Here is a 21,849-nt window from a genome sequence, read left to right as displayed (position 1 = left end):
TGGGATGGTGTTAAATTTCCTCGCATCCAATCCGCTCTTCGCGCTGTTTCTCATCATGGCGGTCGGCCTGGTGATCGGAAAAGTAAAGGTATTCGGAATCTCCCTCGGCGCCGCAGCCGCCATGTTTGTTGCGTTGGGTTTGTCTACGGCAAACCCCGACATCCAGATTCCGGCCTTTGTCTACCAATTTGGTCTCGCCATCTTCGTCTACGCCATTGGTTTGGGATTCGGCCCGTCCTTCGTCCGCGACTTTAGGAAGCGCGGCTGGAAGCTGACGGTCTTTATGATCGGCATGCTCATCGCGCTCGTTGCCGTGGGCTACCTCCTCATCACTGTCTTCCACCTCAAGGTCCCCGTCGCCGTGGGTATGTTCGCCGGCTCCCTGTCGTCCACGCCTGGTATGGCTGCTGTTGTCGACATGCTCGGCAACTCCGAGCCCGTCGTCGGCTACTCGCTGGCGTACCCGGGCGCGGTCATCGGCGCGATCATCGTCGCTGCCGCGGGCGCCATTATCCTCAAGGTCGACCACGAAAAAGATGCGCGCGATGAGGGCATGGTTCCTTCGCCGCTCATCTGGAAGGCGGTTAAGCTCACGCGCGACTTCCCGGACACCGCGGGCCACATCGACCGCGTCACCGGACAGACGGTCGTCGCCACCCGTTTCATCCCAGACGCTGACCACCACCGTCTCGCCATCCCGGAAATGCCGCTCGAAAAGGGCGCGGTCTTTATGATCAACGGCACCGAAGAGGCCGTCAACGCCGCCATCGAGGTCCTGGGCGTGGAAGAAGACGTCGAGCTCACCGAGGACGCTGGCCTGCTCTACACCCGCGTCACGGTCTCCAACCCGGAGATTGCCGGTAAGCGTATTCGCGACATCAAGGCGCTGGACCATGGCTTCATCATCGCGCGCGTGCGCCAAGGCGATATCGACATCGTCCCGCACGCGGATACCGTCCTTAACTACTCGGACCGCGTCCGCGTCGTCACCGCTCCGGAGCGCCTTCCCGCCGTCAAGAGCTATCTCGGTAACTCCGAGTCCGCACTGGGCAACGCTGACCTGCTGTCCATGTCCATCGGCCTGACCCTCGGTATGCTGCTTGGCCTTATCCCGATTCCGATCCCCGGCGGTACGACGCTGCAGCTCGGCTTCGGTGGCGGCCCCATCGTCATGGGTCTCTTCCTCGGTTACTTGAACCGCACCGGTTCCATCAACTGGCAGATGCCGTTCCACACGCGCCAGGCCCTGTCGACCCTCGGCCTCACCTTGTTCCTCGCGGGCGTCGGTACCTCCGCAGGCGCCTCCTTCCGCGCGGCGCTGACGGACCCGGCATCGCTCAAGGTCATGGGCGTCGGCCTCATCATCACCCTCATCTCTGCCATCGGCATTGGGCTTATCGGCATGCTCGTCTTCCGCCTCAAGTGGGACGAGGCCATGGGTTGTGCTGCCGGCATGACCACCAACCCCGCGGTGTTCAGTTACCTGCAGGGCCAGACGAAGACGGACCTCGCCAACCGCGGCTGGGCCACGGTCTATCCCACGACGATTATCGGCAAGATTATCGCCTCGCAGGTGCTCCTCGTCCTTCTCATGTAAAACCAATCGCTTATGACCCCGTCGCGTCCCCGTTACGCGGCGGGGTTTCGACATGCTTGTGGCCTGGCGAGTACCATTTAGGGAAGTTTGCACCCCCATGTACTCGCATTTATTAAGGAGCGCACCCCTTTATGAATAAGGTCGGCCAAGCCATTACCACCCTTGTCATTGGTCTTTTCGCCATCGCCCTCGTGGGCATGATTGCGATGAGCGCCACGCGCCCGGCCCAGCCGGTCGACCGTACCTTCGCCGAGGCCGTCGAGACCATCGACGACGCGAACCTCAATGCCACTGCGCTCGCCGTCGCCGACGTGTATGGCGAACAGTGGGTCCAGTTCCTCAACCTGTGCCCGGGCACCACCCCGGACGATATCCGCAACGGTCTTCAGGTCAACCCGGAGGACCTCGGCATTACCGAGACCGTCCCGGCAGGCACCAACTACATCGTGGCGATGAACACGGACCAGCAGTTCTACGCGGAGAAGATCTCCATGGACAAGGTCGACATCTGCACCACCGTGGGCCAGCTGCCCATGTCCAACGCCGCGTCCATGCTGCCGCTCGCCAAGACGCCTGAGGGCCAGTGGGTGTTCGCGGGCTAATGCGCGTTCTCGCTCTCGACACCGCCACGACCGATCTGGTCACCGGCCTCGTCGATCCTTCTGATCCCGCCGCCCCCCGCGAGCGGATCGTCACCGACACCCGCGCGCATAATGAGCAGCTCGTGCCCACCGTCGAGGCCTTGCTTGCCGATGCCTCCTTGACCTACGCCGACCTCGACGCCCTCGCCGTCGGCTGTGGTCCCGGCCCCTTTACCGGTCTGCGCGTGGGCATGGCGACCGCTCAGGCCTTTGGCCAGGCCCTCGGCATTCCTGTGGTGGGCGTGTGCTCCCACGACGCCATCGCGCACCAGCTCGCCGCCCTCGGCGAGTCCGGCACGTGGCTCATCGCCACCGATGCCCGCCGCAAGGAGGTCTATTGGGCGACCTATGAGCTCGCGGGGGACGGAGTCCACCGCCTCACCGAGCCCTCCGTCTCCAAGCCGGAAGCGCTCGCTGAGGAGCTCGGCGACATCACCGTCGACCACATCGTGATCCCCGAGGCCATCGCCCCGCGCTTGCCCGAGGCGCTCGCCGCGCTCCCGCGCGAATGGGACACCCCGCGCCCCGCAGGGCTCGTCGCCGCCGCAGCTGCCGATGCCGCCTCCCGCGGCCAGTCGCTCACCACACCCGCCGCCGACGTCCCGCCGCTCGTGCCGCTCTACCTGCGCCGCCCCGACGCCGTGCCGCCGAAGCCCAAGCCGCGCTCGGCAGCCCTCCCGCCGCTGCCGCAGGATTCTTCTGAGGCGAAGTAGATGTTCCTGCGCGAACTCACCGACGCTGACGCCCCGCGCTGCGCCGAGCTCGAAGTCCAGCTCTTTCCGGGGGAGACCCCGTGGAGCACCGAGGTCTTCCTCGCCGACTTCGCTCAGCCGCACACGTTTTACTTCGGCGTCCAAGACGGCGAGCCCGACGGGGACGGCGTGCTTCTCGGCTACGCCGGGCTCGCCATGATGGGACCCGTCGCCACCCCGGAATTCGAAATACTGACCATCGGCACCGCGCCCGAGGCCCAGCGCCGCGGCGTCGGCCGGCTCATGATGGAAAATATCTGCCACATCGCGGACCTCAAGGACGCGCCTGTATTCCTCGAAGTCCGCGTGGGCAATGACCCCGCCATTCGTATGTACGAGGCCTTCGGCTTCGAGCTGATGGGTCTGCGCCGCAATTACTACCAGCCGTCCGGCGCCGACGCCCACACCATGAAGCGCGCAGCGTGCGCCGCTGGTGCGTCGCACGATAACACTGAAAAGGAATAAACATGTTGGTCCTGGGAATTGAATCCTCCTGCGACGAGACCGGCGTAGGCATCGTCGAGCTCGACGGCGACGGGTACATGGATATCCGCGCCGACCAGGTCGCCTCGTCCATGCAGCAGCACGCCCGCTTCGGCGGCGTCGTGCCCGAGATCGCCTCGCGTGCGCACCTCGAGGCCATGCCGCAGGTCATGCGTGCCGCGCTCGACGAGGCCGGTATCGACAAGCCCGACGCCGTCGCCGCGACCGTGGGACCGGGACTGGCTGGCGCGTTGTTGGTGGGGGCATCGGCAGCCAAGGCGTACGCCGCAGCCTGGGGCGTGCCCTTCTACGGCGTCAACCACCTCGGCGGTCATGTTGCCGTCGCTAACCTCCAGGGGCAGAAGCTGCCGCACTCCATCGCGCTGCTCGTCTCCGGCGGCCACACGCAGATTCTCGAGGTCGACGCCGTGGGAAAGCCCATGCGCGAGCTCGGCACGACCCTCGATGACGCCGCCGGCGAGGCCTACGACAAGGTCTCGCGCCTGCTCGGCCTGGGCTACCCGGGCGGCCCGGTCATCGACAAGCTAGCGGCCCAAGGCGAAGCGAATATCAACTTCCCGCGCGGTCTTTCCCGTGCCGAGGACCTGCGCGGTGAACACCGATACGACTTCTCGTTCTCCGGCCTGAAGACCTCCGTCGCCCGCTACGTGGAGAAGGCCGAGCGCGAGGGCCGCGTCGTCTCCGTCGAGGACATATGCGCGTCCTTCCAGGAGGCCGTCGCGGACGTACTCACGCACAAAGCGATGCTCGCCCTTGAAGACACCGGCGCGAAGGTCATGCTGCTCGGTGGCGGCGTCGCGGCGAACTCTCGCCTGCGTTCGCTCGCGGCGCAACGCTGCGCGGCCGCCGGCGTCGAGCTGCGCGTCCCGCCGTTCCGCCTGTGCACGGACAATGGCGTGATGATCGCCGCCGTCGCCGCCCAGCTCATCCACGAGGGTGCGCAGCCTTCGGGTCTGGCCTGCGGTACGGACACGGCGCTCGAGGTCGAAACGCCGCTCGTCCTGCCGGTGGGGTAGCGGCCGACGCTGTGTTCCTTACACAGCGTTTGTACTCGATAGTGTCGACGTAACACTTCGAGGCCAGTCGTAGTAAACGACATCCGTGACTGCCACTTTCGCGCGCCTCGTTGAGGGTTTTCTTCCTTCCACAAGTCTGAGGACGTGTCCGTGACCACCCCGGTGGAAGGATAAAGCTCGGCCATGGGCGGCTCTTCGTTTTCGGGGAACGGCGGAGCGCGGCGTTGTACATGTATGTGAGAATGAATGTTCTCGGCGCGCGAAATTGCTCTCTGGGCGGTACGGTTTACATGATCCCGCCCCTTTCGCAAGGAGACATACTATGACCACCGGCTACCTCGTTAACCCGGACCTCACCCGCCGCCAGATCGACTTCGAGCTTGAGCACGCCCAGCAGTTCCTGGGCGGTGCTACGGAAGACCGCGTGGCCGTGGCTTTCCAGGATGACGGCTCGACGTACGCGGCACTGTTCAACCCGAATGCAAAGGCGGAGGGCGCCGAGCCGAACCCGGTGGCCTCGCTCGCGCGCAACGCCGCGGCGACGGGCAACTCGGCCTTCCTCCAGGATCCCATCCGTGCCATCTGCGGCCCGGTGATCTTCGTCGACGCCGAGGGGCAGGACGAGCCTATCGATGTCGTCATTGCCGCCGTGGAAAACGGCGTGCGCGCGGTGAAGAACTACCGCGAAGACCAGCCGGAGGAATACCAGCTGTGGCGCGCTGCGGTCATGAACTCCGACAAGCAGCTCTAACTCGTCCGGCGAGAATGCTCGCCCCCACAATCGGCCCGTCGCCCGCGTGATAAGCGCAGGTGGCGGGCCGTTCGCGCAGGGCGAACTTCCTGGCACTCGTTTGTGTTGAGAGCTAGCAGTCACGGGGGTAGAGTGCTAGGAAGGTTGTTTGACTCACAGTTGTTCACCCGCGACGACGGCTGTGCTGGCAGAAAAGAATGCAACCGGCACATACAACTACACTGATTCATTTCGAAAGGATCATCATGGCAAACATCAAGCCGCTGGAAGACAAGGTCCTCGTCCAGATCGTCGAAGCTGAGACCACCACCGCCTCTGGCCTGGTTATCCCGGACTCCGCCAAGGAGAAGCCGCAGGAGGCTACCGTCGTGGCCGTCGGCCCGGGCCGCACCAACGACAAGGGCGAGGTCATCCCGGTCGGCGTCAAGGAGGGCGACGTGGTCGTGTTCTCCAAGTACGGCGGAACCGAGCTGAAGTACGACGGCCAGGAGTACCTGCTGCTGTCGGCTCGCGACCTGCTCGCCGTCGTCGAAAAGTAGGCCCGTATGCCCAAACTTATTGCATTCGATCAGGAGGCTCGCGCGGGCATTCAGCGCGGCGTGGACACGCTTGCCGATGCCGTCAAGGTCACCCTCGGCCCCCGCGGCCGCAACGTTGTCTTGTCGAAGGCTTTTGGCGGCCCGACCGTCACCAATGACGGTGTGACCATCGCCCGCGACATCGATCTGGACGATCCGTTTGAGAATCTCGGTGCCCAGCTCGTGAAGTCCGTGGCTGTGAAGACCAACGACATCGCCGGTGACGGCACCACGACGGCGACGCTGCTCGCCCAGGCGCTCGTCTACGAGGGCCTGCGCAACGTGGCCGCCGGCGCCAACCCGGTCGAGCTCAACCGCGGTATTCAGGCCGCGGCGGAGAAGGCCGTGGAAGAGCTGAAGAAGCGCGCCACGCCGGTCGCGTCCTCGCGCGATATCGCGCAGGTCGCCACCGTCTCCTCCCGCGACTCGGAGGTCGGCGAGATGGTCGCCGGCGCCATGGATAAGGTGGGCAAGGACGGCGTCGTTACCGTCGAGGAGTCCCAGTCCATGGAGTCCACGGTCGACGTGACCGAGGGTATTTCTTTCGACAAGGGCTACCTCTCCCCGTACTTCGCGACGGAAGAGGAGACCTACAACGCGGTCCTCGACAACGCCGCAATCCTGCTGGTGCGCAACAAGATCTCCTCGCTGCCGGACTTCCTGCCGCTGCTCGAGAAGATCGCTGAGTCCTCCCGCCCGACGCTCATCATTGCCGAGGATATCGAGGGCGAGCCGCTTCAGGCACTCGTCGTCAACTCCATCCGCAAGACCCTTAAGGTCGCCGCCGTCAAGGCGCCGTACTTCGGCGAGCGCCGCAAGGGCTTCATGGATGACCTGGCTGTCGTCACCGGCGCCACCGTCGTCGACCCGGAGGTGGGCATCAACCTCAACGAGGTCGGTCTCGAGGTGCTGGGTTCTGCACGCCGCGTCACCGTCTCCAAGGAAGACACCGTCATCGTCGACGGTGCTGGCACCAAGGAGGCCGTCGAGGAGCGCCGCGAGCAGCTGCGCCGCGAGATTGAGCGCACGGACTCCACGTGGGACCGTGAGAAGCTCGAGGAGCGCTTGGCCAAGCTGTCCGGCGGTGTCGCGGTCATCCGCGTCGGCGCTGCAACCGAGACCGAGGTCAACGAGCGCAAGCTCCGCGTCGAGGACGCCATCAACGCGGCCCGCGCAGCTGTCGAGGAAGGCGTCATCGCTGGCGGCGGCTCCGCACTCGTCCAGATTTCCGCTGAGCTCGACAAATTCGCCGAGGACTTCGAGGGCGAGGCCAAGATCGGCGTGCTCTCCGTGGCCCGCGCGCTCACGCGCCCGGCCTACTGGATTGCCCAGAACGCCGGCCTGGACGGCTCCGTCGCCGTCGCGCACGTCGCTGACCTTGCCAATGGCGAGGGCCTCAACGCCGCGACGCTCGAGTACGGCAACCTCATCGAGCAGGGCATCATCGACCCGGTGAAGGTGACGCACTCCGCCGTCGTCAACGCGACGTCCGTCGCACGCATGATTCTCACGACCGAAGCCTCGGTCGTGGAGAAGCCTGCCGAGGAGACCCCGGCCCCCGCCGCCGGTCACCACCACTAATTAATCGGCTCGCCGCCAGCCCCGTCCACCCGTGGACGGGGTTGCACGCGTTTTATGATGATGCACGTGCATGATTTCATCCGTGTGACCGGCGCGCGCGATAACAACCTGCGCGACGTCGACGTCGACATCCCGCGCGGCGTCTTCACGTGCATCGCGGGCTCCGGCAAGTCCTCACTCATGGACTGCCTGCCGGGTTCGTTCCTGCTCGTGGACCAGAAACCCATCAAGGGCTCGCGCCGCTCCAATCCCGCGACGTACACCGGCGCGCTCGATTCCATCCGCAGCGCCTTTGCCAAGGCCAATGGCGTCAAACCCGCGCTCTTCTCCGCGAACTCTGAGGGCGCGTGCCCGAACTGCAACGGCGCCGGCACGGTCTTCGTCGAACTCGGCTTCATGTCCGGCGTCGACGTGCCCTGCGAAGTCTGCGAAGGCCGACGCTTCGCCGACGCCGTCCTCGACTTCCGGCTCACCGCCGGCGAGGAGTCACTCACTATCGCAGACGTCCTCGAGCTGCCCGCCGCCCGCGCCGCCGAGTTCCTCCGCGCCGCGAAGGTCACCGCCGCCGCGCGCATCTGCGACGACCTCGTCGCCGTGGGGCTTAGCTACCTCACGCTCGGACAGTCGCTCACCACGCTCTCGGGCGGCGAGCGTCAGCGCCTCAAGCTCGCGGTCCACCTCGGCGAACTCGCCACAGCGCGCCGCGCGAAGAAGGCGCCCGCCGATCCCGTCGACGTCATCGTCCTCGACGAGCCGACTACCGGCCTCCATCTCGCGGACATCGACACGCTCGTGCGGCTCATCGACCGCTTCGTCGATGAGGGCATGACCGTCATCGCGGTCGAACACCACCTCGCCGTCGTCGCGCGCGCCGACCACGTCATCGATCTCGGGACCAGCGCAGGCAGCGCCGGCGGCCGCGTTATCGCGCAGGCAAGCCCCCGCGCACTCGCCGCCGACCCCGGCGACAGTCTCACCGGAAAGTATCTGGCGACGTATGTCGAGGGGGCATCGGCAAGCTAGACGGTGACCTTGGCGCGGTTGCGGCGGGAACGCAGCGCAATGGTGCGCTCGGTCTCGCTCATGCCGCCCCACACGCCGTAAGGCTCAGCCGAGGCGAGCGCATGCTCGCGGCACAGCTCAATGACGGGGCAGCCGCTGCAAATCGCCTTGGCACGGTTCTCGCGCTGGGCACGCGCGCGGCCGCGCTCGCCGTCCGGATGGTAGAAAACGTCCGAGTTCTCGCCACGGCACGCGCCGTGCAATTGCCACTCCCACAGCTCGGAAGTAGGTCCCGGCAGGAATTGAGGCTGAGCCACGTTCCTTCTGTCTCCTTGTGTTAGACCTTCACGCATCGCGGCGTGTCGTACGAGATAGGAAGTGTCTACCCGCGACATGAACGGTTGTTGAACCGTGGGTTGCCTTCGCATGGCGTGCGGTGTGCGGCGCCGCGCCGGAGGGGGTCTACCTGCGAAGATAAGAAAGGTTAAAGATTGGTGAATTTTCCTCCTTCTTTAAAACCCACGCGGCTGTCTGTGTTTCTTTCACGAGATTGTGCCAATATGTTAAAAGCTGGGAACGACTTTCGCGTGAGGGATGGTGACAAGTGAGCGACACCGACTCTGAGCTCGACGGCCTGGTGCCGTTGGCCGTTGACGGTAATAAACGTGCGCTGCAGAAGCTTCTCGCGATTATTTATCCGCAGGTGCTGCGCTATTGCCGTGCGCGCATTGGCGGCGGGCGTCAGCCCACGGCCGAAGACGTGACGCAGGAAATCTGCCTCGCCGTCTCCACCGCCATTTCTGGCTACGAAGACAAAGGACGCCCGTTTATGGCGTTCGTCTACGGCATCGCGTTTAACAAGGTGACAGATGCGCACCGAGCGATGGGTCGTGACCATTCCCTGCCCACCGAGGACGTCCCGGATTCCACTGCGACGGAGAACACTCCCGAGGAAGCGGCTTTAGAAGCCGACGGAAGTAACAAGGTGCGCGCGTTGCTCGATACATTAAGCGACAAGGCCCGCGACATCGTTATTCTCCGCGTCTTCGTCGGTCTCTCCGCAGAAGAGACGGCGGAGATCGTCGGTTCAACTCCAGGCGCGGTCCGTGTTGCGCAGCATCGTGCGCTATCCCAACTGCGTAAAGCCGTTTCCTCTCAGCAGGCTGAGCGCGCGTGATTTCATTAATATTTTATAGCCAGGAAAGGAGTGAGCTGAATGGCTAAGCACAATGATGCGGAGACCCAAGACATCGCCGCACAGCTCCAGCCGCTCGTCGATGACGACGCATTCCTCACCGAACTTTCCTTGGGCAACGATCCCTCAGCGGGCGACGACCCGCTGGCAGCGCTGTTCCTCGAACTGCGTGACGAAGTCGAGGCTCCCATGCCGCCAGCACCCGTTGTTGAGGGCGCGGACCAAGAGCCCGAAGTAATCTCTCTTGCTGCCGCGCGGCGTCGCCGTCGCGTCAGCCCCTGGGCCTCCGGTCTCATCGGGGCTGCCGCTGCGACCGTGCTTCTCGCGGGGTCTGGCGCTGTGATCTATAACGCCGGTCCCGGCTCGCCGCTTCATGGTCTCAACGAGTCCGTCTTTGGCAAGTCGCAGGACGCTGCAGAGGTGGAGCTCGCCTCCTCGCTCGAGGAGATGCAGGACAAGGTTGCCCAAGGCGATATCGAGGGCGCGCGTGCCGTACTGTCCGATACGCGCAAGAAGCTCAAGGATCCGTCTCCTGAGGTCGTGGCCAAGCTGGAGGCCGCTGAAAAGCGTCTCGAGCAGCAGCGCAGCCAGAAAATCACGGTGACGGTTACCGTGACGCCCCCGGCTTCCGATGCCCCCTCGTCCACCGCCGAGCCCGGCACCGTCACGCAGACCCTCGTCCAGACGGAAACCGTCCAGGCTCCGAGCCAAGGCGAGGAAGGCATCGGTTCGACTGAGCCGTCCGCGGACGGAGGTACGTCGGCGACGCAGGCCCCGGAACCGCTGCAGACGGAGACCGCCGTGGCCGATGATCCGAACATGGGCGTCTCCAACGGCGGTAACTCCGGTAACGCGGGCAATTCTGCTGCCGATGCCGTCCGTGACGCCAACGGCGACCGCGTCGGCGCCGCAGACGACATCTAGGCCGACGACACCGACAGCGAAGAACCCGGCGACCACATGGTCGCCGGGTTTGTCGTGTTGCACGCTGCGTGTGGCGCGTGCGTTGCGGCGGGGCTAGCGGCCCTCGAGTCCGTCGAGGTAGCCCAGCGCGTAGTCCCACGGGACGTAGCGCGACGGGTCGGGCTGGGCGCCGGGCTCATGGACGGGCGCGAGCTCGTTGCCCAGCGTCGAGCGCATGTTGGCGGCCATGATGTCCCACTCGTAGAAGTGGTCTTCGCCGCAGTCTTCGCAGAAGAAGAACACGCCGTCGACGCCGCGGGGGCCGAGGACGCGGGCGAATTCCTGGACGAGCTTTAGGTCGTGTTCGACCGCGGCGCGTTCCTCAGGGCTCAACGGCTCGACGGTGTCCTCTTCTTCCAAGAAGGACGCGGGGTCGTTGGGATCATCCGCGAAGGGATCGCGGGGCATATTCGCGAAAAAGTTCACCCGATCGAGCCTAGGGGGCCGTGCGCTATTGCGCAATTCCCCCTTGAGAGTCGAAAAGACTACAGTAAAAGGCACTATCAGCCTTGTTTGATGCCGCATATGTTAGGAGACTGCTTCGCATGACCGATTCTCGTATTCACACCGGTGGGGACGACCCGAATAAGGTTGCTCTCTACGGCTTGACCTTTGACGATGTCCTTCTGCTTCCGGCCGAATCCAACATCGTTCCTTCCGAGGTAGAGACGTCGGCTCAATTCACGCGCAATATTCGCCTGGGCGTCCCACTGGTATCGGCCGCGATGGACACCGTTACCGAGGCGCGGATGGCTATTGCGATGGCCCGCCAGGGCGGCATCGGCGTGCTCCACCGCAACCTGTCCACGGAGGATCAAGCACAGCAGGTAGAGATTGTGAAGCGCTCCGAATCGGGCATGGTCACGGATCCGGTCACCGCGACGCCGGATATGACCATCCAGGAAGTCGACGACCTCTGCGCCCGCTTCCGCATCTCCGGCCTGCCGGTAGTCGACGCGGATGGCATCCTGTTGGGTATCTGCACCAACCGCGACATGCGCTTCGAGCCGGACTACTCGCGCAAGGTCTCTGAGATTATGACGCCCATGCCGCTCGTCGTCGCCAAGGAAGGTGTGACGAAGGACGAGGCGCTGGCGTTGCTTTCCACCAATAAGGTTGAAAAACTGCCCATCGTCGACGCGAACAACAAGCTCGTCGGCCTTATCACCGTCAAGGACTTCGTCAAGACCGAGCAGTTCCCCAACGCTTCGAAGGACGACTCCGGCCGCCTGCTCGTTGCCGCGGGCATCGGCACCGGCGAGGACGCGTACAACCGCGCCGGCGCACTCGTCGACGCGAGCGTCGACGTCCTCGTCGTCGACTCCGCCCACGCGCACAACAACCGCGTGCTCGAGATGGTCTCCCGCGTGCAGAAGGACTTCGGTGCGAAGATCGACGTCGTGGGCGGCAACCTCGCCACCCGCGAGGCGGCGCGCGACATGATCGCCGCTGGCGCGGACGCCATCAAGGTCGGCATCGGCCCGGGCTCCATCTGCACCACCCGCGTGGTCGCTGGCGTCGGCGCGCCGCAGATTACCGCCATCATGGAAGCCGCCGCGGTCGCGGGCCCGGCGGGCATCCCGATCATCGGCGACGGCGGCATGCAGTACTCTGGCGACATCGCCAAGGCACTCGCGGCCGGTGCTGACACCGTCATGCTCGGCTCCATGTTCGCTGGCACCACCGAGGCCCCCGGCGACATCGTCGTCGTGAACGGCAAGCAGTACAAGCGCTACCGCGGCATGGGCTCCATGGGCGCCATGCAGGGCCGCGGCCTGTCCGGCGAGAAGCGTTCCTTCTCCAAGGACCGCTACTTCCAGGCAGACGTCAAGAGCGAGGACAAGCTCGTGCCGGAAGGCGTGGAGGGACGCGTGCCGTTCCGCGGCGACATGGATGCCATCGTTCACCAGGTCATCGGCGGCCTGCGTGCCTCGATGGGCTACACCGGTTCCGCGAACCTCGAGGAGCTCAAGACCAAGCGCTTCGTGCAGATTACCGCCGCGGGTCTTAAGGAATCCCACCCGCACCACCTGCAGCAGATCATCGAAGCCCCGAACTACCGCTAAGGATTATCCATGCGCGACTACGTTGAAATTGGCATCGGCCGCGAGGCTCGCCGCACCTACGACCTAGCGCAGGTCTCGCTCGTCCCGACCCGCCGCACTCGTTCCTCGAAAGACGTCGACACCACCTGGCACATCGACGCCTACACCTTCGACACCCCGCTCGTCTCGCACCCCACGGATGCGCTGGCGACGCCGGAGTTCATCATCGAGATGGGCAAGCAAGGCGGCCTAGGCGTCATCAACGCCGAGGGCCTGTGGGGACGCCACGAGGACCTCGAGGGTGCGCTGGCCCGCGTCGCCGAGAACTCCACCGACCTGTCGGTACTCCAAGAGCTCCACGCGGCTCCGCTTAACGAGGAGCTGCTCGCCGAGCGCATCGCGCAGGTTCGTGATGCCGGTGTGACCGTGGCCGTGCGCGTCTCGCCGCAGCGTGCTCGTGAGCTCGCTCCCGTCGTCATCAAGGCGGGCGCGGAGATCCTGTTTATCCAGGGCACGCTCATTTCCGCTGAGCACGTCCAGCAGGGCGGGGAGCCGCTCAACCTCAAGGAGTTCATCGGCTCCATCGATACCCCGGTTATCGCGGGCGGCGTGGCGGATTACACCACCGCCCTGCACCTCATGCGCGCGGGCGCGGCGGGCATCATCGTCGGCTCCGGCGTGAACACCAACGCGGAGACCGTGGGTATCGACGTGCCCATGGCCACCACCATCGCAGACGTTGCTGCCGCGCGCCGCGACTATCTTGACGAGACCGGTGGCCGCTACGTCCACATCCTCGCTGATGGAGACATCTTCACCTCCGCGGACATCGCCAAGGCCATTGCTTGCGGTGCCGATGCCGTCGTGCTCGGCCCCGTCCTCGCCCGCGCGGCCGAGGCTGGCGGCCAGGGCTTCTACTGGCCGTCGACGGCGGGCCACCCGCGCTTCCCGCGCGGCGTCATCGAGTCCTCGGATCTCTACTCGCTCGAGGTGCTTCCCGATGCCTCCGTGGCGGCCGATCGCCCCAGCCTCGAGGTCGTCCTTCACGGCCCGTCCAACGAGCCGCATGGCTTGCTCAACCTGGTCGGCGGCTTGAAGCGCGCCATGGCCAAGTGTGGGTACACCGATCTGAAGGCTTTCCAGAAGGTCGGTCTCGCCGTCCGTTAACGCGGCGTCTTTCCCGCGTGCGCATCTCACTATGGATCAAGCAGTATTAGATTTCGTTTACAACCATCGCATCGAGTGGCTTAACGATCCCACCGTCATCTTCAGCCACCTGTTGACACCGCGTTGGCTCTTCCTCGCGGTGTTGGCGTGGGGGCTGTATTCGCGACGCTGGAGTCCGGCCTTCGCAGTGGGACTGGGCGAGGTCACCGCGTTGGTTCTCAAATGGATCATCGACCGGCCGCGTCCGCCGGAGTTCTACCAGCTGACCCAGGTCGTGGATTCCGGCATGCCCTCGGCGCACACGGTCGCCATCTTTGCGCTGGCGATGGTCATTCGCAAGCCGTGGGCGTGGGCATTCGCCGTAGCTAGCGCGCTGGCTCGTATGTATGTGGGCGTGCACTGGCTCACCGATATTTTGGTCGGCGTGGTCATCGGCGTGGCGGTGGGGGCGTTTGTCTCCTGGGGCTCGCGTCCACGCAGCGGCGTCAAAGTCGCCGACCTCTAACAGCTAACAGGCTCCAGGGACGCGGGTTTCTTCGGTCGCCGGCGGCTCGTCGTCAGGGTCTGGAGAATTGACGCGGCAACGACCAGGCACACCGCTGCTCCCTTGAGCACCGTGACCGGCTGGGCGAGTAACAGCCACCCGAAGAACGCGGCGAAGACGGGCTCGAGCGCGATAAGCACGGAGAAGGCATTAGGCGTCAAGCCGCGCAAGGCCGCGAGCTCGAGCGAGTAGGGCATGAGCGAGGCAAGCAGCCCCGTGCCCGCTGCGAGCAGCAACAGCGACGGGTCGGTGGTAATGGTCGCGGCTCCCGGTGCCCCCAGGGGCACCAGCACCACCCCACCCAGAAGCAGCGCTACGGCGAGTCCGCCTTGGCCTGGAACGAGCCTGCCCGCGCGTTGGGAAGCGAGGATGTAACAGACTCAAAACCCTCCAGCGATGAGCGCAAAGACGGCGCCTACCGGATCGAGCGCGGAACCCGTGAGCGAGTCCAACCCGAGCAAAGCTATGCCGCAGAGAGCGAGGAGGACGCAGAGGGCATCGGCAAGCGAACGCGAGAGCACCGCGGCAAGCAGGAGAGGGCCGAGGAACTCGATGGTTATGGCTGTGCCCAGCGGGATGCGGCCGATGGCCGCGTAGAAGAAGCCATTCATGAGTCCGAGCGACGCGCCAAACAGCACGACAGCGCCCCATTGCGTGCGTGTCCAGCGGCTAACGCGCGGGCGCACCAGCGCGCATAGCAGCATCCCAGCGGTGACGAGGCGCACGATAGCGGTTCCCCACGTGCTGGCAACAGGAAACAGCTGGACGGCGAGGGCGGCGCCGAGCTGGAGCGAGATACACGAGCCGATGATGCACAGGATTTCCTTCATGCGTCTAGTGTGACGGATAGCAAACCGTCGGACTAGCTAAACTTTACGCAGATTAACTGTTAGAGATGCTAACCTTTTGGGCATGTTGGATCTCCGTCGCCTGCGTATCCTCGCCGAGCTGCGACGGCTTGGGACCGTCACCGCTGTGGCGGACTCGCTGCACTACACGCATTCGGCGGTCTCGCAGCAGCTCGCGGCGTGCGAACGCGACGCGGGAGCGCGGCTGACGGAGCGCGTGGGCCGGCGCCTGCGGCTCACGGAGCAGGGCGAGGTGCTCGCAGACTACGCCGAACGCATGCTCGCGCTGGCCGATGAGGCCGCGTCCGCCGTCGCCGCGTCGACGTCACAGGTGCACGGGACGATCCGGGTGACGAGTTTTCAAACGGTTCTCTCCTCCCTCTTGCCCGCGGCCCTGACCCAGCTGGCCGTCGAGTTCCCTGAACTAACAGTCGAGGTCATCCAACACGATATGTACACCGCCGCGGAGCTGCTCGTGCGCCGTGAGGTCGACCTCATTCTCGGCGAGGATTATCCGGGCGACGTCCCGCCGACGGACGGAAACATGCACCGCGAGACGCTCACGCGCGACCCGATGTACCTCATCACGCCGGAGACCGGCCCTTGGTCGGGCTTGGAGCTGCCGGAGCTGGAGGGCGTGCCCTTTGCCATCGACCCTCCGGATCAGGCCGTCGGGCATTTTGCTCGAGCGCTGTGCCGCCGGCATGGGTTCGAGCCGAATTTCGCCTTTCAGACGCCAGATCCGTTTCTGCACGCCCATCTCGTGCGGGGCGGCCACGCGGTATCGATCGTGCCGGAGTTGCTGCTGCCCAACATCTTTGGCGTCCGCGTCGTTGAGCTTCCCGGGCGACCCGCGCGCACGCTGTACACCGCAGTTTCTGTCGGCCGCGAGCATCACCCCGCGCTGGTGGCGTTCCGCGCGGCGCTCGCGGCGGCCGCGCGTTAGTCGTCGAGGAAAATCCAGCGGCCCTCGTTATCGAAAGTGAGCTTCGTCGACATGGGGGAGCGCGCGATGTCGCGGTCACCGAACGTCACCATGCCGTCGTTCATTGGGACGTGTTCCGCGATTCCGTCGCGCCACAGCGTCACCTCGTCGTCGCGGACCGCGAACGCGTCCCACTCGTGGCCGAAGAGCTCTTCCGCCGTGACCGTGACGGGCGGGATGCCCGCCTCGTCGAGCACGCCCGTGAGCCCGGCGGTCGTCGGCGCAGCGTGGCATCCGGCGAGCGCGCACACCAACGCGACGGCTGGGGGAAGAAGACAGGGGCGCATGCGTTAGACTGTAGCGCGTGACTACTACTCATCCACGCCCCGTCCTCGTCGTGGACTTTGGCGCCCAGTACGCGCAGCTTATTGCTCGCCGCGTGCGCGAGGCCAACATCTACTCCGAGGTCGTCCCGAATTCCGCATCTGTAGAAGAAATCAAGGCCAAGAACCCGGCCGCGCTCGTCCTCTCCGGCGGTCCTTCGTCGGTCTACGAGGATGGCGCCCCGGTGCTCAAGCCGGAGCTGCTCGAGCTGGGCATCCCGGTCTTTGGCATCTGCTATGGCTTCCAGGCCATGACGCAGGCACTCGGCGGCACCGTCGCTGCGACCGGCGCCCGCGAGTACGGCCGCACCGAGATCACCGTCTCCGGCGGCGTCCTGCACGAGGGTCTCGAAGAAAAGCACAACGCTTGGATGTCCCACGGTGACTCCGTGACGAAGGCCCCGGAGGGCTTCGAGGTCACTGCGACCTCTGCCGGTGCCCCAGTCGCCGCGTTCGAGTGCCTGACCAAGCACATGGCCGGCGTCCAGTACCACCCGGAGGTCATGCACTCCGACCATGGTCAGAAGGTGCTTACCCGCTTCCTCACCGAGGTCGCTGGCCTCGAACAGAACTGGACCGCGGACAACATCGCTGATCAGCTCATCGAGCAGGTCCGCGAGCAGGTCGGCCCGGACGGCCGCGCGATTTGCGGCTTGTCGGGCGGCGTGGATTCCGCCGTGGCTGCTGCCCTCGTGCAGCGCGCCATCGGCGACCGCCTCACCTGCGTTTTCGTCGACCACGGCCTGCTGCGTGCGGGCGAGCGCGAGCAGGTCGAGCACGACTTCGTCGAGTCGACGGGCGCGAAGCTCGTCACTGTCGACGAGCGCGAGGCTTTCCTCAACAAGCTCGCCGGCGTCACGGAGCCGGAGGCCAAGCGCAAGGCCATCGGCGCGGAGTTCATCCGCTCCTTCGAGCGCGCCGTCGCAGGCGTGCTTGCCGATGCCCCCGCTAACTCCACCGTCGATTTCCTCGTCCAGGGCACCTTGTACCCGGACGTCGTGGAGTCCGGCGGCGGCGACGGCACCGCGAATATCAAGAGCCACCACAACGTGGGCGGTCTGCCGGACGACGTCGAGTTCACCCTTGTCGAGCCGCTGCGCCTGCTGTTCAAAGACGAGGTCCGCGCCGTGGGCCGCGAGCTCGGACTGCCGGACGAGATCGTCGGCCGCCAGCCGTTCCCGGGCCCGGGCCTGGGCATCCGCATTATCGGCGAGGTCACCGCAGACCGTTTGGAGACGCTGCGCCAGGCCGACCTTATTGCGCGCACGGAGCTTACCGCTGCTGGCCTCGATAACGAGATCTGGCAGTGCCCGGTCGTGCTGCTCGCCGACGTCCGCTCCGTGGGCGTCCAGGGCGACGGCCGCACCTACGGCCACCCGATCGTCCTGCGTCCGGTGTCTTCTGAGGACGCCATGACCGCGGACTGGACCCGCCTGCCGTACGACGTGCTGGAGAAGATCTCCACGCGCATCACGAACGAAGTGAAAGACGTCAACCGCGTCGTGCTGGACTGCACGTCCAAGCCGCCGGGAACCATCGAGTGGGAATAATCCCGCCTGCCACGCAGCGCCTCGCCGAACTTCGGCGGGGCGCTGCGCGCGTTTAGACTGTTGCCATGACCGAATTCAACGGCTTCACCCTGGGCGAGTACGGCCTGCCCGGCCCGCTGCGCGACGAGCTCGTCGCTGCCATCCTTGCTGGCGCAAAGACCGCAACGTCCTCTCTCCACGCCGCGTACGGCGACGAGCCTCTGCCACGCGTGGGCGAGGGCGAGATCCTCCTCGACTCCGCGGGTGCGCCCGTCGCGGTCCTGCGCACCACCGACGTCGAGCTGCGCGCATTTGGCGACATCGACGCTGACTTCGCCCGCGCCGAGGGCGAGGGCTTTACCGATGTCGCCGCCTGGCGCGCCGCCCACGCGGACTTCTGGCGCGAGCACCCGCTTTCCGATGCCTCCCTCGTCGTCACCCAGCGCATCGCCCTCGTCGCGGTCCTCGGCCAGCCCATCACACGCGCTCATCCCGCGGATGCCGCGGTGCTCGCCCGGCTCGAGGCCGCGCCACCCGCCCAGGTCGCCGCGCGCGTGGCCGCATTCCCGGAATGCCACTGGGTCCTGCGCGACGACGCGGGAATCGTTGCCGCCGTGAGCGGCTTCGCGACGAATCGCCGCGACCTTACCGACGACATGTACGCCGACGCCGCCGCGCACGAGCCCGACGGCGCGTGGCAGATGATCTTCTCTGTCATCACGGACCCCGCCCGCCGCGGCAAGGGCTTAGCCACGCGCGTGCTCGAACGCGCCATCGCGGACTCCCGCGCACGCGGCCGCGCGGGGCTCGTGCTCACGTGCAAGGACGAGCTCGTCGGGTTCTACGCGCGGCTCGGCTTCGTCGACGAGGGCACGAGTGCCTCGACCCACGGCGGCGTGGCGTGGCATCAGATGCGACTTAGCTTCTAGCGATTGCCTCGTAGAGCTTGCGCGCGGGCGCCGCGGCGTGCGGGCCGGGGGAGAGGAAGAACGTGGCGTGGGCGGGGGCATCGGCAAGCGGGATGGACGTGCGGCCGGGGCGGGGCCGGGTGGCCTGGGTGCTAAACGCCAGCAGGGGCGAGTGGGTGAGGAGCTGCTCGAAGACGGTCGCGTCGCGCTGGACGAGCAGCTCGCTGTCCGGCAGGTGCTCGCGCACGACGTCCATCCAAAAACCGATGTCCGCGAGCACGAGGAAGGGCTCGCCGTTGAGGTCCGCGAACCGCACGTGGCGCCGGCCCGCCAGCCGATGCGCCGCGGGCACGTTGGCGTAGAGGTCCTCCGTCATGAGCTGGTGGCCGGGCGGGCGCAGCGTGATGCGCAGGTCTGCGTCGACGCGCTCTGGATTCGCCGCGAGCTCCGGGTCGAGGATGAGCCCCGGCATGAGCTGCGTGGCAAGCTCCGCGAGCCGCCAGCTCGGCGCCGGTGCTGCCGATGCCACCGTCACCGTCCGCTGCTTCCTACTCAGCGCTGTCAGGTCTCGGCGCAGCGTCTCCGCGCGCGCCGTGAGTTCCGTGGCTGCGGCCAGCGCGAGCTCGCCAGCTTCGTTGAATTCGACGTGGTTCTTCGTCCGGCGGAACAGTTCGGTTCCGAGTTCGCGTTCGAGCCGTTGGATGGACCGGGAGAGTGCGGGCTGGGTGAGGTGGAGGGCATCGGCAGCCGCGGAAATCGTGCCTTCCTCCGCGACAGCCTGAAGCTGGCGTAGCTGTTCAAGCTCCATGTATGCCTCCAGTGCATGGTGGTCTGTTGAAAAGCATTGTACGCATGCGCAGCCGGCATGTCTTAGTGGGTTCATGGAATTCACAACACTTGCAAACGGACTGCAGATGCCGAAGCTGGGCTACGGCGTCTTCCAGATTGACGACGACACCACAGAGCGCACCGTGGCCCAGGCGCTCGACACGGGCTACCGCATGATTGACACGGCGCAGGCGTATTTCAACGAGCGCGGCGTCGGTGCGGGCATCAAGGACTCCGGCGTGGCGCGCGAGGATATCTTCCTCGTGACGAAGGTGTGGGTCACCAACTACGGCCGCGCCTACGATTCGCTGCAGGAATCGCTCGAACGCCTGGGCACCGACCACGTGGACCTCGTGCTGCTACACCAGGCCTACAACGACTACTACGGCGCGTGGCGTGACCTCGAGCGTGCGTACTCCGACGGCCTCGCCTCCGCCAGCGGCGTGTCCAACTTCAACCCCAACCGCATGCTCGACATCGCGGCGTTCTCCGATGTCACGCCGATGGTCAACCAGATTGAGAGCCACGTCTTCCGTCCCGCGCGTGAGGACCATGCCGTGATGGACGACCTCGGCGTGGCGCACATGTCCTGGGGCCCGTTCGCCGAGGGCATGAACAACATTTTCGCAAACCCCGTCCTGAACGAAATCGCCTCCGCTCACGGCGTAACCGCCGGCCAGGTCGCGCTGCGCTACTTGCTCGACCTCGACGTCATTGTCATTCCGAAGACCGTGCGCCCGGAGCGCATGGCGGAGAACCTCGACGTCTTCGACTTCTCGCTTACCGAGTCCGACCACGCCGCGCTCGCTTCACTCGAGGAGCCTGGTTTTAGCTGCTTCGATCACACCAACGTGGAAACGGTCCGCGGGCTGTTGGGTTACATCAAGGAGAATATGTAAATGCTGCCCCGCATTGGCTACGGCGCGATGGGCTTGTCCCACGCGTACTGAGCCCCGCTTGCCGATGCCCCTCCAGCCTCACCGCCGCCTTCGACGCCGGCTATCGCTTCTTCGACACGGCGGAGATCTACGGGCCCTTCGAGGACCCGCACCTCAACGAACGCGTCGTCGGCGAGGCGCTCGCGGGCGTGCGCGACGAGGTGCAGATCCTCACTAAGTTCGGCATCCGCTTCGCGCCCTCAGACGGTACGGGCACGCACCCTATCGTGCCAGACGCCCGGCCTGCGGGAATCCGCGCCTCCGTGGAAGGCTCTCTGCGGCGGCTGCGTACGGACCACATCGACGTTTACCTGCAGCACCGTCAAGATCCGGCGGTGCCCGTAGAAGAGGTCGCAGGCGTCATGGGCGAGCTCATCGCAGAGGGCAAAATCCTTGGGTGGGGCCTGTCCGAGGTTGACGAGTCCACGCTGCGCCGCGCGCAGACGGTGACCCCAGTGGCCGCCATCGAGAACCGCCTGTCCATGATGGCGCGGTGGCACGAGCCGTTGCTGCCCGTCGTCGAGGAGCTCGGCGCGCAGTTCATCGCGTTTAGTCCGCTGGCCAATGGCCTGCTCACCGATACCGTGGGTGCCAACGCCTCCTTCGGCGACGGCGACTACCGCGCCGTGATGCCGCAGTTCCGCGACTACGGCGCGAACGCGGAGCTGCTCGCGCTCGTCCGCCGGCTGGCTGCGGTGCATGACGCGACGCCTGCGCAGCTCTCGCTGGCCTGGGTCATGGCCAAGGGCGCGGTGCCTATCCCCGGCAGCCGCAAGCCTGAGCGTCTGCGTGAGAATCTCGCCGCGACCGACATTGTTCTCACAGCTGACGAGGTCGCCGACATCGACGCAGCCCTCGACGTCACCGCCGTGCCCGAGGTCTTCGGTGGCACCAAGAGCTAAAACGGCACGCCGAATCGCCCGCCCCTCGGGGGCGGGTTTGCGTTTGTGGGGGTTAGTCCACCGTGCAGAGTAGGCGCTTGCCATACGGCGTGACGTACCAGTAATTGCCCTCGGCATCACGGGTATACGAATCACCGTCGCCCTTGCGTCCGTTATGGAACCGGCACAGCGGCACAAGGTTCGCGACGTTCGTGTCGCCGCCCTTGTTCCGCGGAATGAAGTGGTCACGCTCGCACAACAAAGCCGGCGTCA

General features: G+C 65.7%; 23 protein-coding genes and 2 pseudogenes. 19 read left to right on the top strand and 6 right to left on the bottom strand.

What is annotated here, in order from left to right; all coding sequences use genetic code 11:
• The first annotated feature begins 7 nt into the window (after positions 1-7).
• From HMPREF0307_RS02145 to HMPREF0307_RS02105, 9 genes and pseudogenes are all read left to right on the top strand, one after another.
• The gene (locus tag HMPREF0307_RS02145) at positions 8-1,597 is read left to right on the top strand and encodes an aspartate:alanine exchanger family transporter (RefSeq protein WP_066486341.1); all 1,590 of its coding nucleotides are present in this window, start codon (positions 8-10) and stop codon (positions 1,595-1,597) included.
• Positions 1,598-1,728: 131 nt separating this feature from the next.
• Entirely contained in the window at positions 1,729-2,199 is a 471-nt protein-coding gene (locus HMPREF0307_RS02140; RefSeq protein WP_066486190.1) for a hypothetical protein, read from the top strand.
• Complete coding sequence (tsaB, locus tag HMPREF0307_RS02135; RefSeq protein WP_066486183.1) at positions 2,199-2,951, top strand: tRNA (adenosine(37)-N6)-threonylcarbamoyltransferase complex dimerization subunit type 1 TsaB; 753 nt, start codon at positions 2,199-2,201, stop codon at positions 2,949-2,951. Before HMPREF0307_RS02140 ends, tsaB begins: the two co-directional genes overlap by 1 nt.
• A complete protein-coding gene (gene rimI / locus HMPREF0307_RS02130) occupies positions 2,952-3,455 on the top strand; it encodes a ribosomal protein S18-alanine N-acetyltransferase (RefSeq protein WP_066486181.1) in 504 nt (167 codons plus the stop codon). It abuts the gene before it with no gap.
• A 2-nt stretch (positions 3,456-3,457) separates the two neighbouring features.
• Positions 3,458-4,510 carry a tRNA (adenosine(37)-N6)-threonylcarbamoyltransferase complex transferase subunit TsaD gene (gene tsaD, locus HMPREF0307_RS02125; protein WP_066486174.1) on the top strand — a complete coding sequence of 351 codons (1,053 nt, stop codon included), beginning with the start codon at positions 3,458-3,460 and terminating at the stop codon, positions 4,508-4,510.
• 322 nt (positions 4,511-4,832) lie between these two features.
• Positions 4,833-5,261: a hypothetical protein gene (locus HMPREF0307_RS02120; RefSeq protein ID WP_066486172.1), complete on the top strand. Its 429-nt coding sequence runs from the start codon at positions 4,833-4,835 to the stop codon at positions 5,259-5,261.
• A 239-nt stretch (positions 5,262-5,500) separates the two neighbouring features.
• Complete coding sequence (gene groES, locus HMPREF0307_RS02115) at positions 5,501-5,800, top strand: co-chaperone GroES (protein ID WP_181734627.1); 300 nt, start codon at positions 5,501-5,503, stop codon at positions 5,798-5,800.
• A gap of 6 nt (positions 5,801-5,806) precedes the next feature.
• On the top strand, positions 5,807-7,420 hold the full coding sequence (groL, locus tag HMPREF0307_RS02110) for a chaperonin GroEL (protein ID WP_066486163.1): 1,614 nt from the start codon (positions 5,807-5,809) through the stop codon (positions 7,418-7,420).
• 78 nt (positions 7,421-7,498) lie between these two features.
• Positions 7,499-8,443 (top strand): annotated as a pseudogene (locus HMPREF0307_RS02105) (excinuclease ABC subunit UvrA); the annotation flags it as partial.
• Here the strand turns inward: HMPREF0307_RS02105 and HMPREF0307_RS02100 are convergent.
• Positions 8,440-8,739 carry a WhiB family transcriptional regulator gene (locus HMPREF0307_RS02100; RefSeq protein WP_066486158.1) on the bottom strand — a complete coding sequence of 100 codons (300 nt, stop codon included), beginning with the start codon at positions 8,737-8,739 and terminating at the stop codon, positions 8,440-8,442. The pseudogene HMPREF0307_RS02105 and the gene HMPREF0307_RS02100 overlap by 4 nt on opposite strands.
• A 287-nt stretch (positions 8,740-9,026) precedes the next feature.
• On the opposite strand from HMPREF0307_RS02100, the gene HMPREF0307_RS02095 reads away from it, so the two are divergent.
• Complete coding sequence (locus HMPREF0307_RS02095; protein WP_066486156.1) at positions 9,027-9,599, top strand: sigma-70 family RNA polymerase sigma factor; 573 nt, start codon at positions 9,027-9,029, stop codon at positions 9,597-9,599.
• Between the two features lie 39 nt (positions 9,600-9,638).
• Entirely contained in the window at positions 9,639-10,541 is a 903-nt protein-coding gene (locus HMPREF0307_RS02090; RefSeq protein WP_070539389.1) for a hypothetical protein, read from the top strand.
• A 93-nt stretch (positions 10,542-10,634) separates the two neighbouring features.
• Here HMPREF0307_RS02090 and HMPREF0307_RS02085 read toward each other — a convergent pair whose 3' ends face one another.
• Entirely contained in the window at positions 10,635-11,006 is a 372-nt protein-coding gene (locus tag HMPREF0307_RS02085) for a DUF5319 domain-containing protein (protein WP_066486154.1), read from the bottom strand.
• A 119-nt stretch (positions 11,007-11,125) separates the two neighbouring features.
• Here HMPREF0307_RS02085 and guaB point away from each other — a divergent pair, with 119 nt between their 5' ends.
• Genes guaB through HMPREF0307_RS02070 form a run of 3 tightly spaced genes read left to right on the top strand, consistent with a single transcriptional unit; the run spans position 11,126 to position 14,297 of the window.
• Positions 11,126-12,646: an IMP dehydrogenase gene (guaB, locus tag HMPREF0307_RS02080; protein WP_066486152.1), complete on the top strand. Its 1,521-nt coding sequence runs from the start codon at positions 11,126-11,128 to the stop codon at positions 12,644-12,646.
• Between the two features lie 9 nt (positions 12,647-12,655).
• Positions 12,656-13,792: a GuaB3 family IMP dehydrogenase-related protein gene (locus tag HMPREF0307_RS02075; protein ID WP_066486149.1), complete on the top strand. Its 1,137-nt coding sequence runs from the start codon at positions 12,656-12,658 to the stop codon at positions 13,790-13,792.
• A 31-nt stretch (positions 13,793-13,823) separates the two neighbouring features.
• Positions 13,824-14,297, top strand: coding sequence for a phosphatase PAP2 family protein (locus HMPREF0307_RS02070; RefSeq protein ID WP_066486146.1), 474 nt, complete (start codon positions 13,824-13,826; stop codon positions 14,295-14,297).
• On the opposite strand, the pseudogene HMPREF0307_RS02065 reads toward HMPREF0307_RS02070, so the two are convergent.
• Positions 14,294-15,166: pseudogene (locus tag HMPREF0307_RS02065) on the bottom strand (DMT family transporter). The gene HMPREF0307_RS02070 and the pseudogene HMPREF0307_RS02065 overlap by 4 nt on opposite strands.
• 82 nt (positions 15,167-15,248) lie before the next feature.
• Between HMPREF0307_RS02065 and HMPREF0307_RS02060 the strand changes: the two are divergent.
• Entirely contained in the window at positions 15,249-16,130 is an 882-nt protein-coding gene (locus HMPREF0307_RS02060) for a LysR family transcriptional regulator (RefSeq protein ID WP_066486122.1), read from the top strand.
• On the opposite strand, the gene HMPREF0307_RS02055 is transcribed toward HMPREF0307_RS02060, so the two are convergent.
• Positions 16,127-16,456: a hypothetical protein gene (locus tag HMPREF0307_RS02055; RefSeq protein ID WP_066486120.1), complete on the bottom strand. Its 330-nt coding sequence runs from the start codon at positions 16,454-16,456 to the stop codon at positions 16,127-16,129. The genes HMPREF0307_RS02060 and HMPREF0307_RS02055 overlap by 4 nt on opposite strands.
• Positions 16,457-16,473: 17 nt before the next feature.
• Here HMPREF0307_RS02055 and guaA point away from each other — a divergent pair, with 17 nt between their 5' ends.
• Positions 16,474-18,042 carry a glutamine-hydrolyzing GMP synthase gene (gene guaA, locus HMPREF0307_RS02050; RefSeq protein ID WP_066486117.1) on the top strand — a complete coding sequence of 523 codons (1,569 nt, stop codon included), beginning with the start codon at positions 16,474-16,476 and terminating at the stop codon, positions 18,040-18,042.
• A gap of 65 nt (positions 18,043-18,107) precedes the next feature.
• On the top strand, positions 18,108-18,950 hold the full coding sequence (locus tag HMPREF0307_RS13090; protein WP_082723182.1) for a GNAT family N-acetyltransferase: 843 nt from the start codon (positions 18,108-18,110) through the stop codon (positions 18,948-18,950).
• On the opposite strand, the gene HMPREF0307_RS02040 is transcribed toward HMPREF0307_RS13090, so the two are convergent.
• A complete protein-coding gene (locus tag HMPREF0307_RS02040; RefSeq protein WP_066486110.1) occupies positions 18,940-19,737 on the bottom strand; it encodes a LysR family transcriptional regulator in 798 nt (265 codons plus the stop codon). The genes HMPREF0307_RS13090 and HMPREF0307_RS02040 overlap by 11 nt on opposite strands.
• A gap of 73 nt (positions 19,738-19,810) precedes the next feature.
• Here HMPREF0307_RS02040 and HMPREF0307_RS02035 point away from each other — a divergent pair, with 73 nt between their 5' ends.
• Positions 19,811-20,656, top strand: a complete 846-nt coding sequence (locus HMPREF0307_RS02035) for an aldo/keto reductase (RefSeq protein WP_066486107.1) — start codon at positions 19,811-19,813, stop codon at positions 20,654-20,656.
• A complete protein-coding gene (locus HMPREF0307_RS02030) occupies positions 20,590-21,597 on the top strand; it encodes an aldo/keto reductase (protein ID WP_197418366.1) in 1,008 nt (335 codons plus the stop codon). The genes HMPREF0307_RS02035 and HMPREF0307_RS02030 overlap by 67 nt, the downstream gene beginning before the upstream one ends.
• A gap of 52 nt (positions 21,598-21,649) precedes the next feature.
• On the opposite strand, the gene HMPREF0307_RS02025 is transcribed toward HMPREF0307_RS02030, so the two are convergent.
• A partial coding sequence (locus HMPREF0307_RS02025) for an HNH endonuclease (protein ID WP_148139471.1) occupies positions 21,650-21,849 on the bottom strand: 200 nt, incomplete at its 5' end.

This window comes from Corynebacterium sp. DNF00584, from assembly GCF_001552965.1.
Lineage (GTDB): Bacteria > Actinomycetota > Actinomycetes > Mycobacteriales > Mycobacteriaceae > Corynebacterium > Corynebacterium phoceense.
Note: the sequence above shows the minus strand (reverse complement) of the source record. Positions and strands in the feature narration are given on the sequence as shown.

What these genes read in the sequence shown, in the direction of transcription:
- groL (WP_066486163.1), top strand. Translation starts at nt 5,807, where the DNA reads ATGCCCAAACTTATTGCATTCGATCAGGAGGCTCGCGCGGGCATTCAG.
- HMPREF0307_RS02060 (WP_066486122.1), top strand. Translation starts at nt 15,249, where the DNA reads ATGTTGGATCTCCGTCGCCTGCGTATCCTCGCCGAGCTGCGACGGCTT.
- HMPREF0307_RS13090 (WP_082723182.1), top strand. Translation starts at nt 18,108, where the DNA reads ATGACCGAATTCAACGGCTTCACCCTGGGCGAGTACGGCCTGCCCGGC.
- HMPREF0307_RS02090 (WP_070539389.1), top strand. Translation starts at nt 9,639, where the DNA reads ATGGCTAAGCACAATGATGCGGAGACCCAAGACATCGCCGCACAGCTC.
- HMPREF0307_RS02055 (WP_066486120.1), bottom strand. Translation starts at nt 16,456, where the DNA reads ATGCGCCCCTGTCTTCTTCCCCCAGCCGTCGCGTTGGTGTGCGCGCTC.
- HMPREF0307_RS02040 (WP_066486110.1), bottom strand. Translation starts at nt 19,737, where the DNA reads ATGGAGCTTGAACAGCTACGCCAGCTTCAGGCTGTCGCGGAGGAAGGC.
- HMPREF0307_RS02120 (WP_066486172.1), top strand. Translation starts at nt 4,833, where the DNA reads ATGACCACCGGCTACCTCGTTAACCCGGACCTCACCCGCCGCCAGATC.
- HMPREF0307_RS02075 (WP_066486149.1), top strand. Translation starts at nt 12,656, where the DNA reads ATGCGCGACTACGTTGAAATTGGCATCGGCCGCGAGGCTCGCCGCACC.
- tsaD (WP_066486174.1), top strand. Translation starts at nt 3,458, where the DNA reads ATGTTGGTCCTGGGAATTGAATCCTCCTGCGACGAGACCGGCGTAGGC.
- tsaB (WP_066486183.1), top strand. Translation starts at nt 2,199, where the DNA reads ATGCGCGTTCTCGCTCTCGACACCGCCACGACCGATCTGGTCACCGGC.
- HMPREF0307_RS02035 (WP_066486107.1), top strand. Translation starts at nt 19,811, where the DNA reads ATGGAATTCACAACACTTGCAAACGGACTGCAGATGCCGAAGCTGGGC.
- guaB (WP_066486152.1), top strand. Translation starts at nt 11,126, where the DNA reads ATGACCGATTCTCGTATTCACACCGGTGGGGACGACCCGAATAAGGTT.
- HMPREF0307_RS02140 (WP_066486190.1), top strand. Translation starts at nt 1,729, where the DNA reads ATGAATAAGGTCGGCCAAGCCATTACCACCCTTGTCATTGGTCTTTTC.
- HMPREF0307_RS02070 (WP_066486146.1), top strand. Translation starts at nt 13,824, where the DNA reads ATGGATCAAGCAGTATTAGATTTCGTTTACAACCATCGCATCGAGTGG.
- rimI (WP_066486181.1), top strand. Translation starts at nt 2,952, where the DNA reads ATGTTCCTGCGCGAACTCACCGACGCTGACGCCCCGCGCTGCGCCGAG.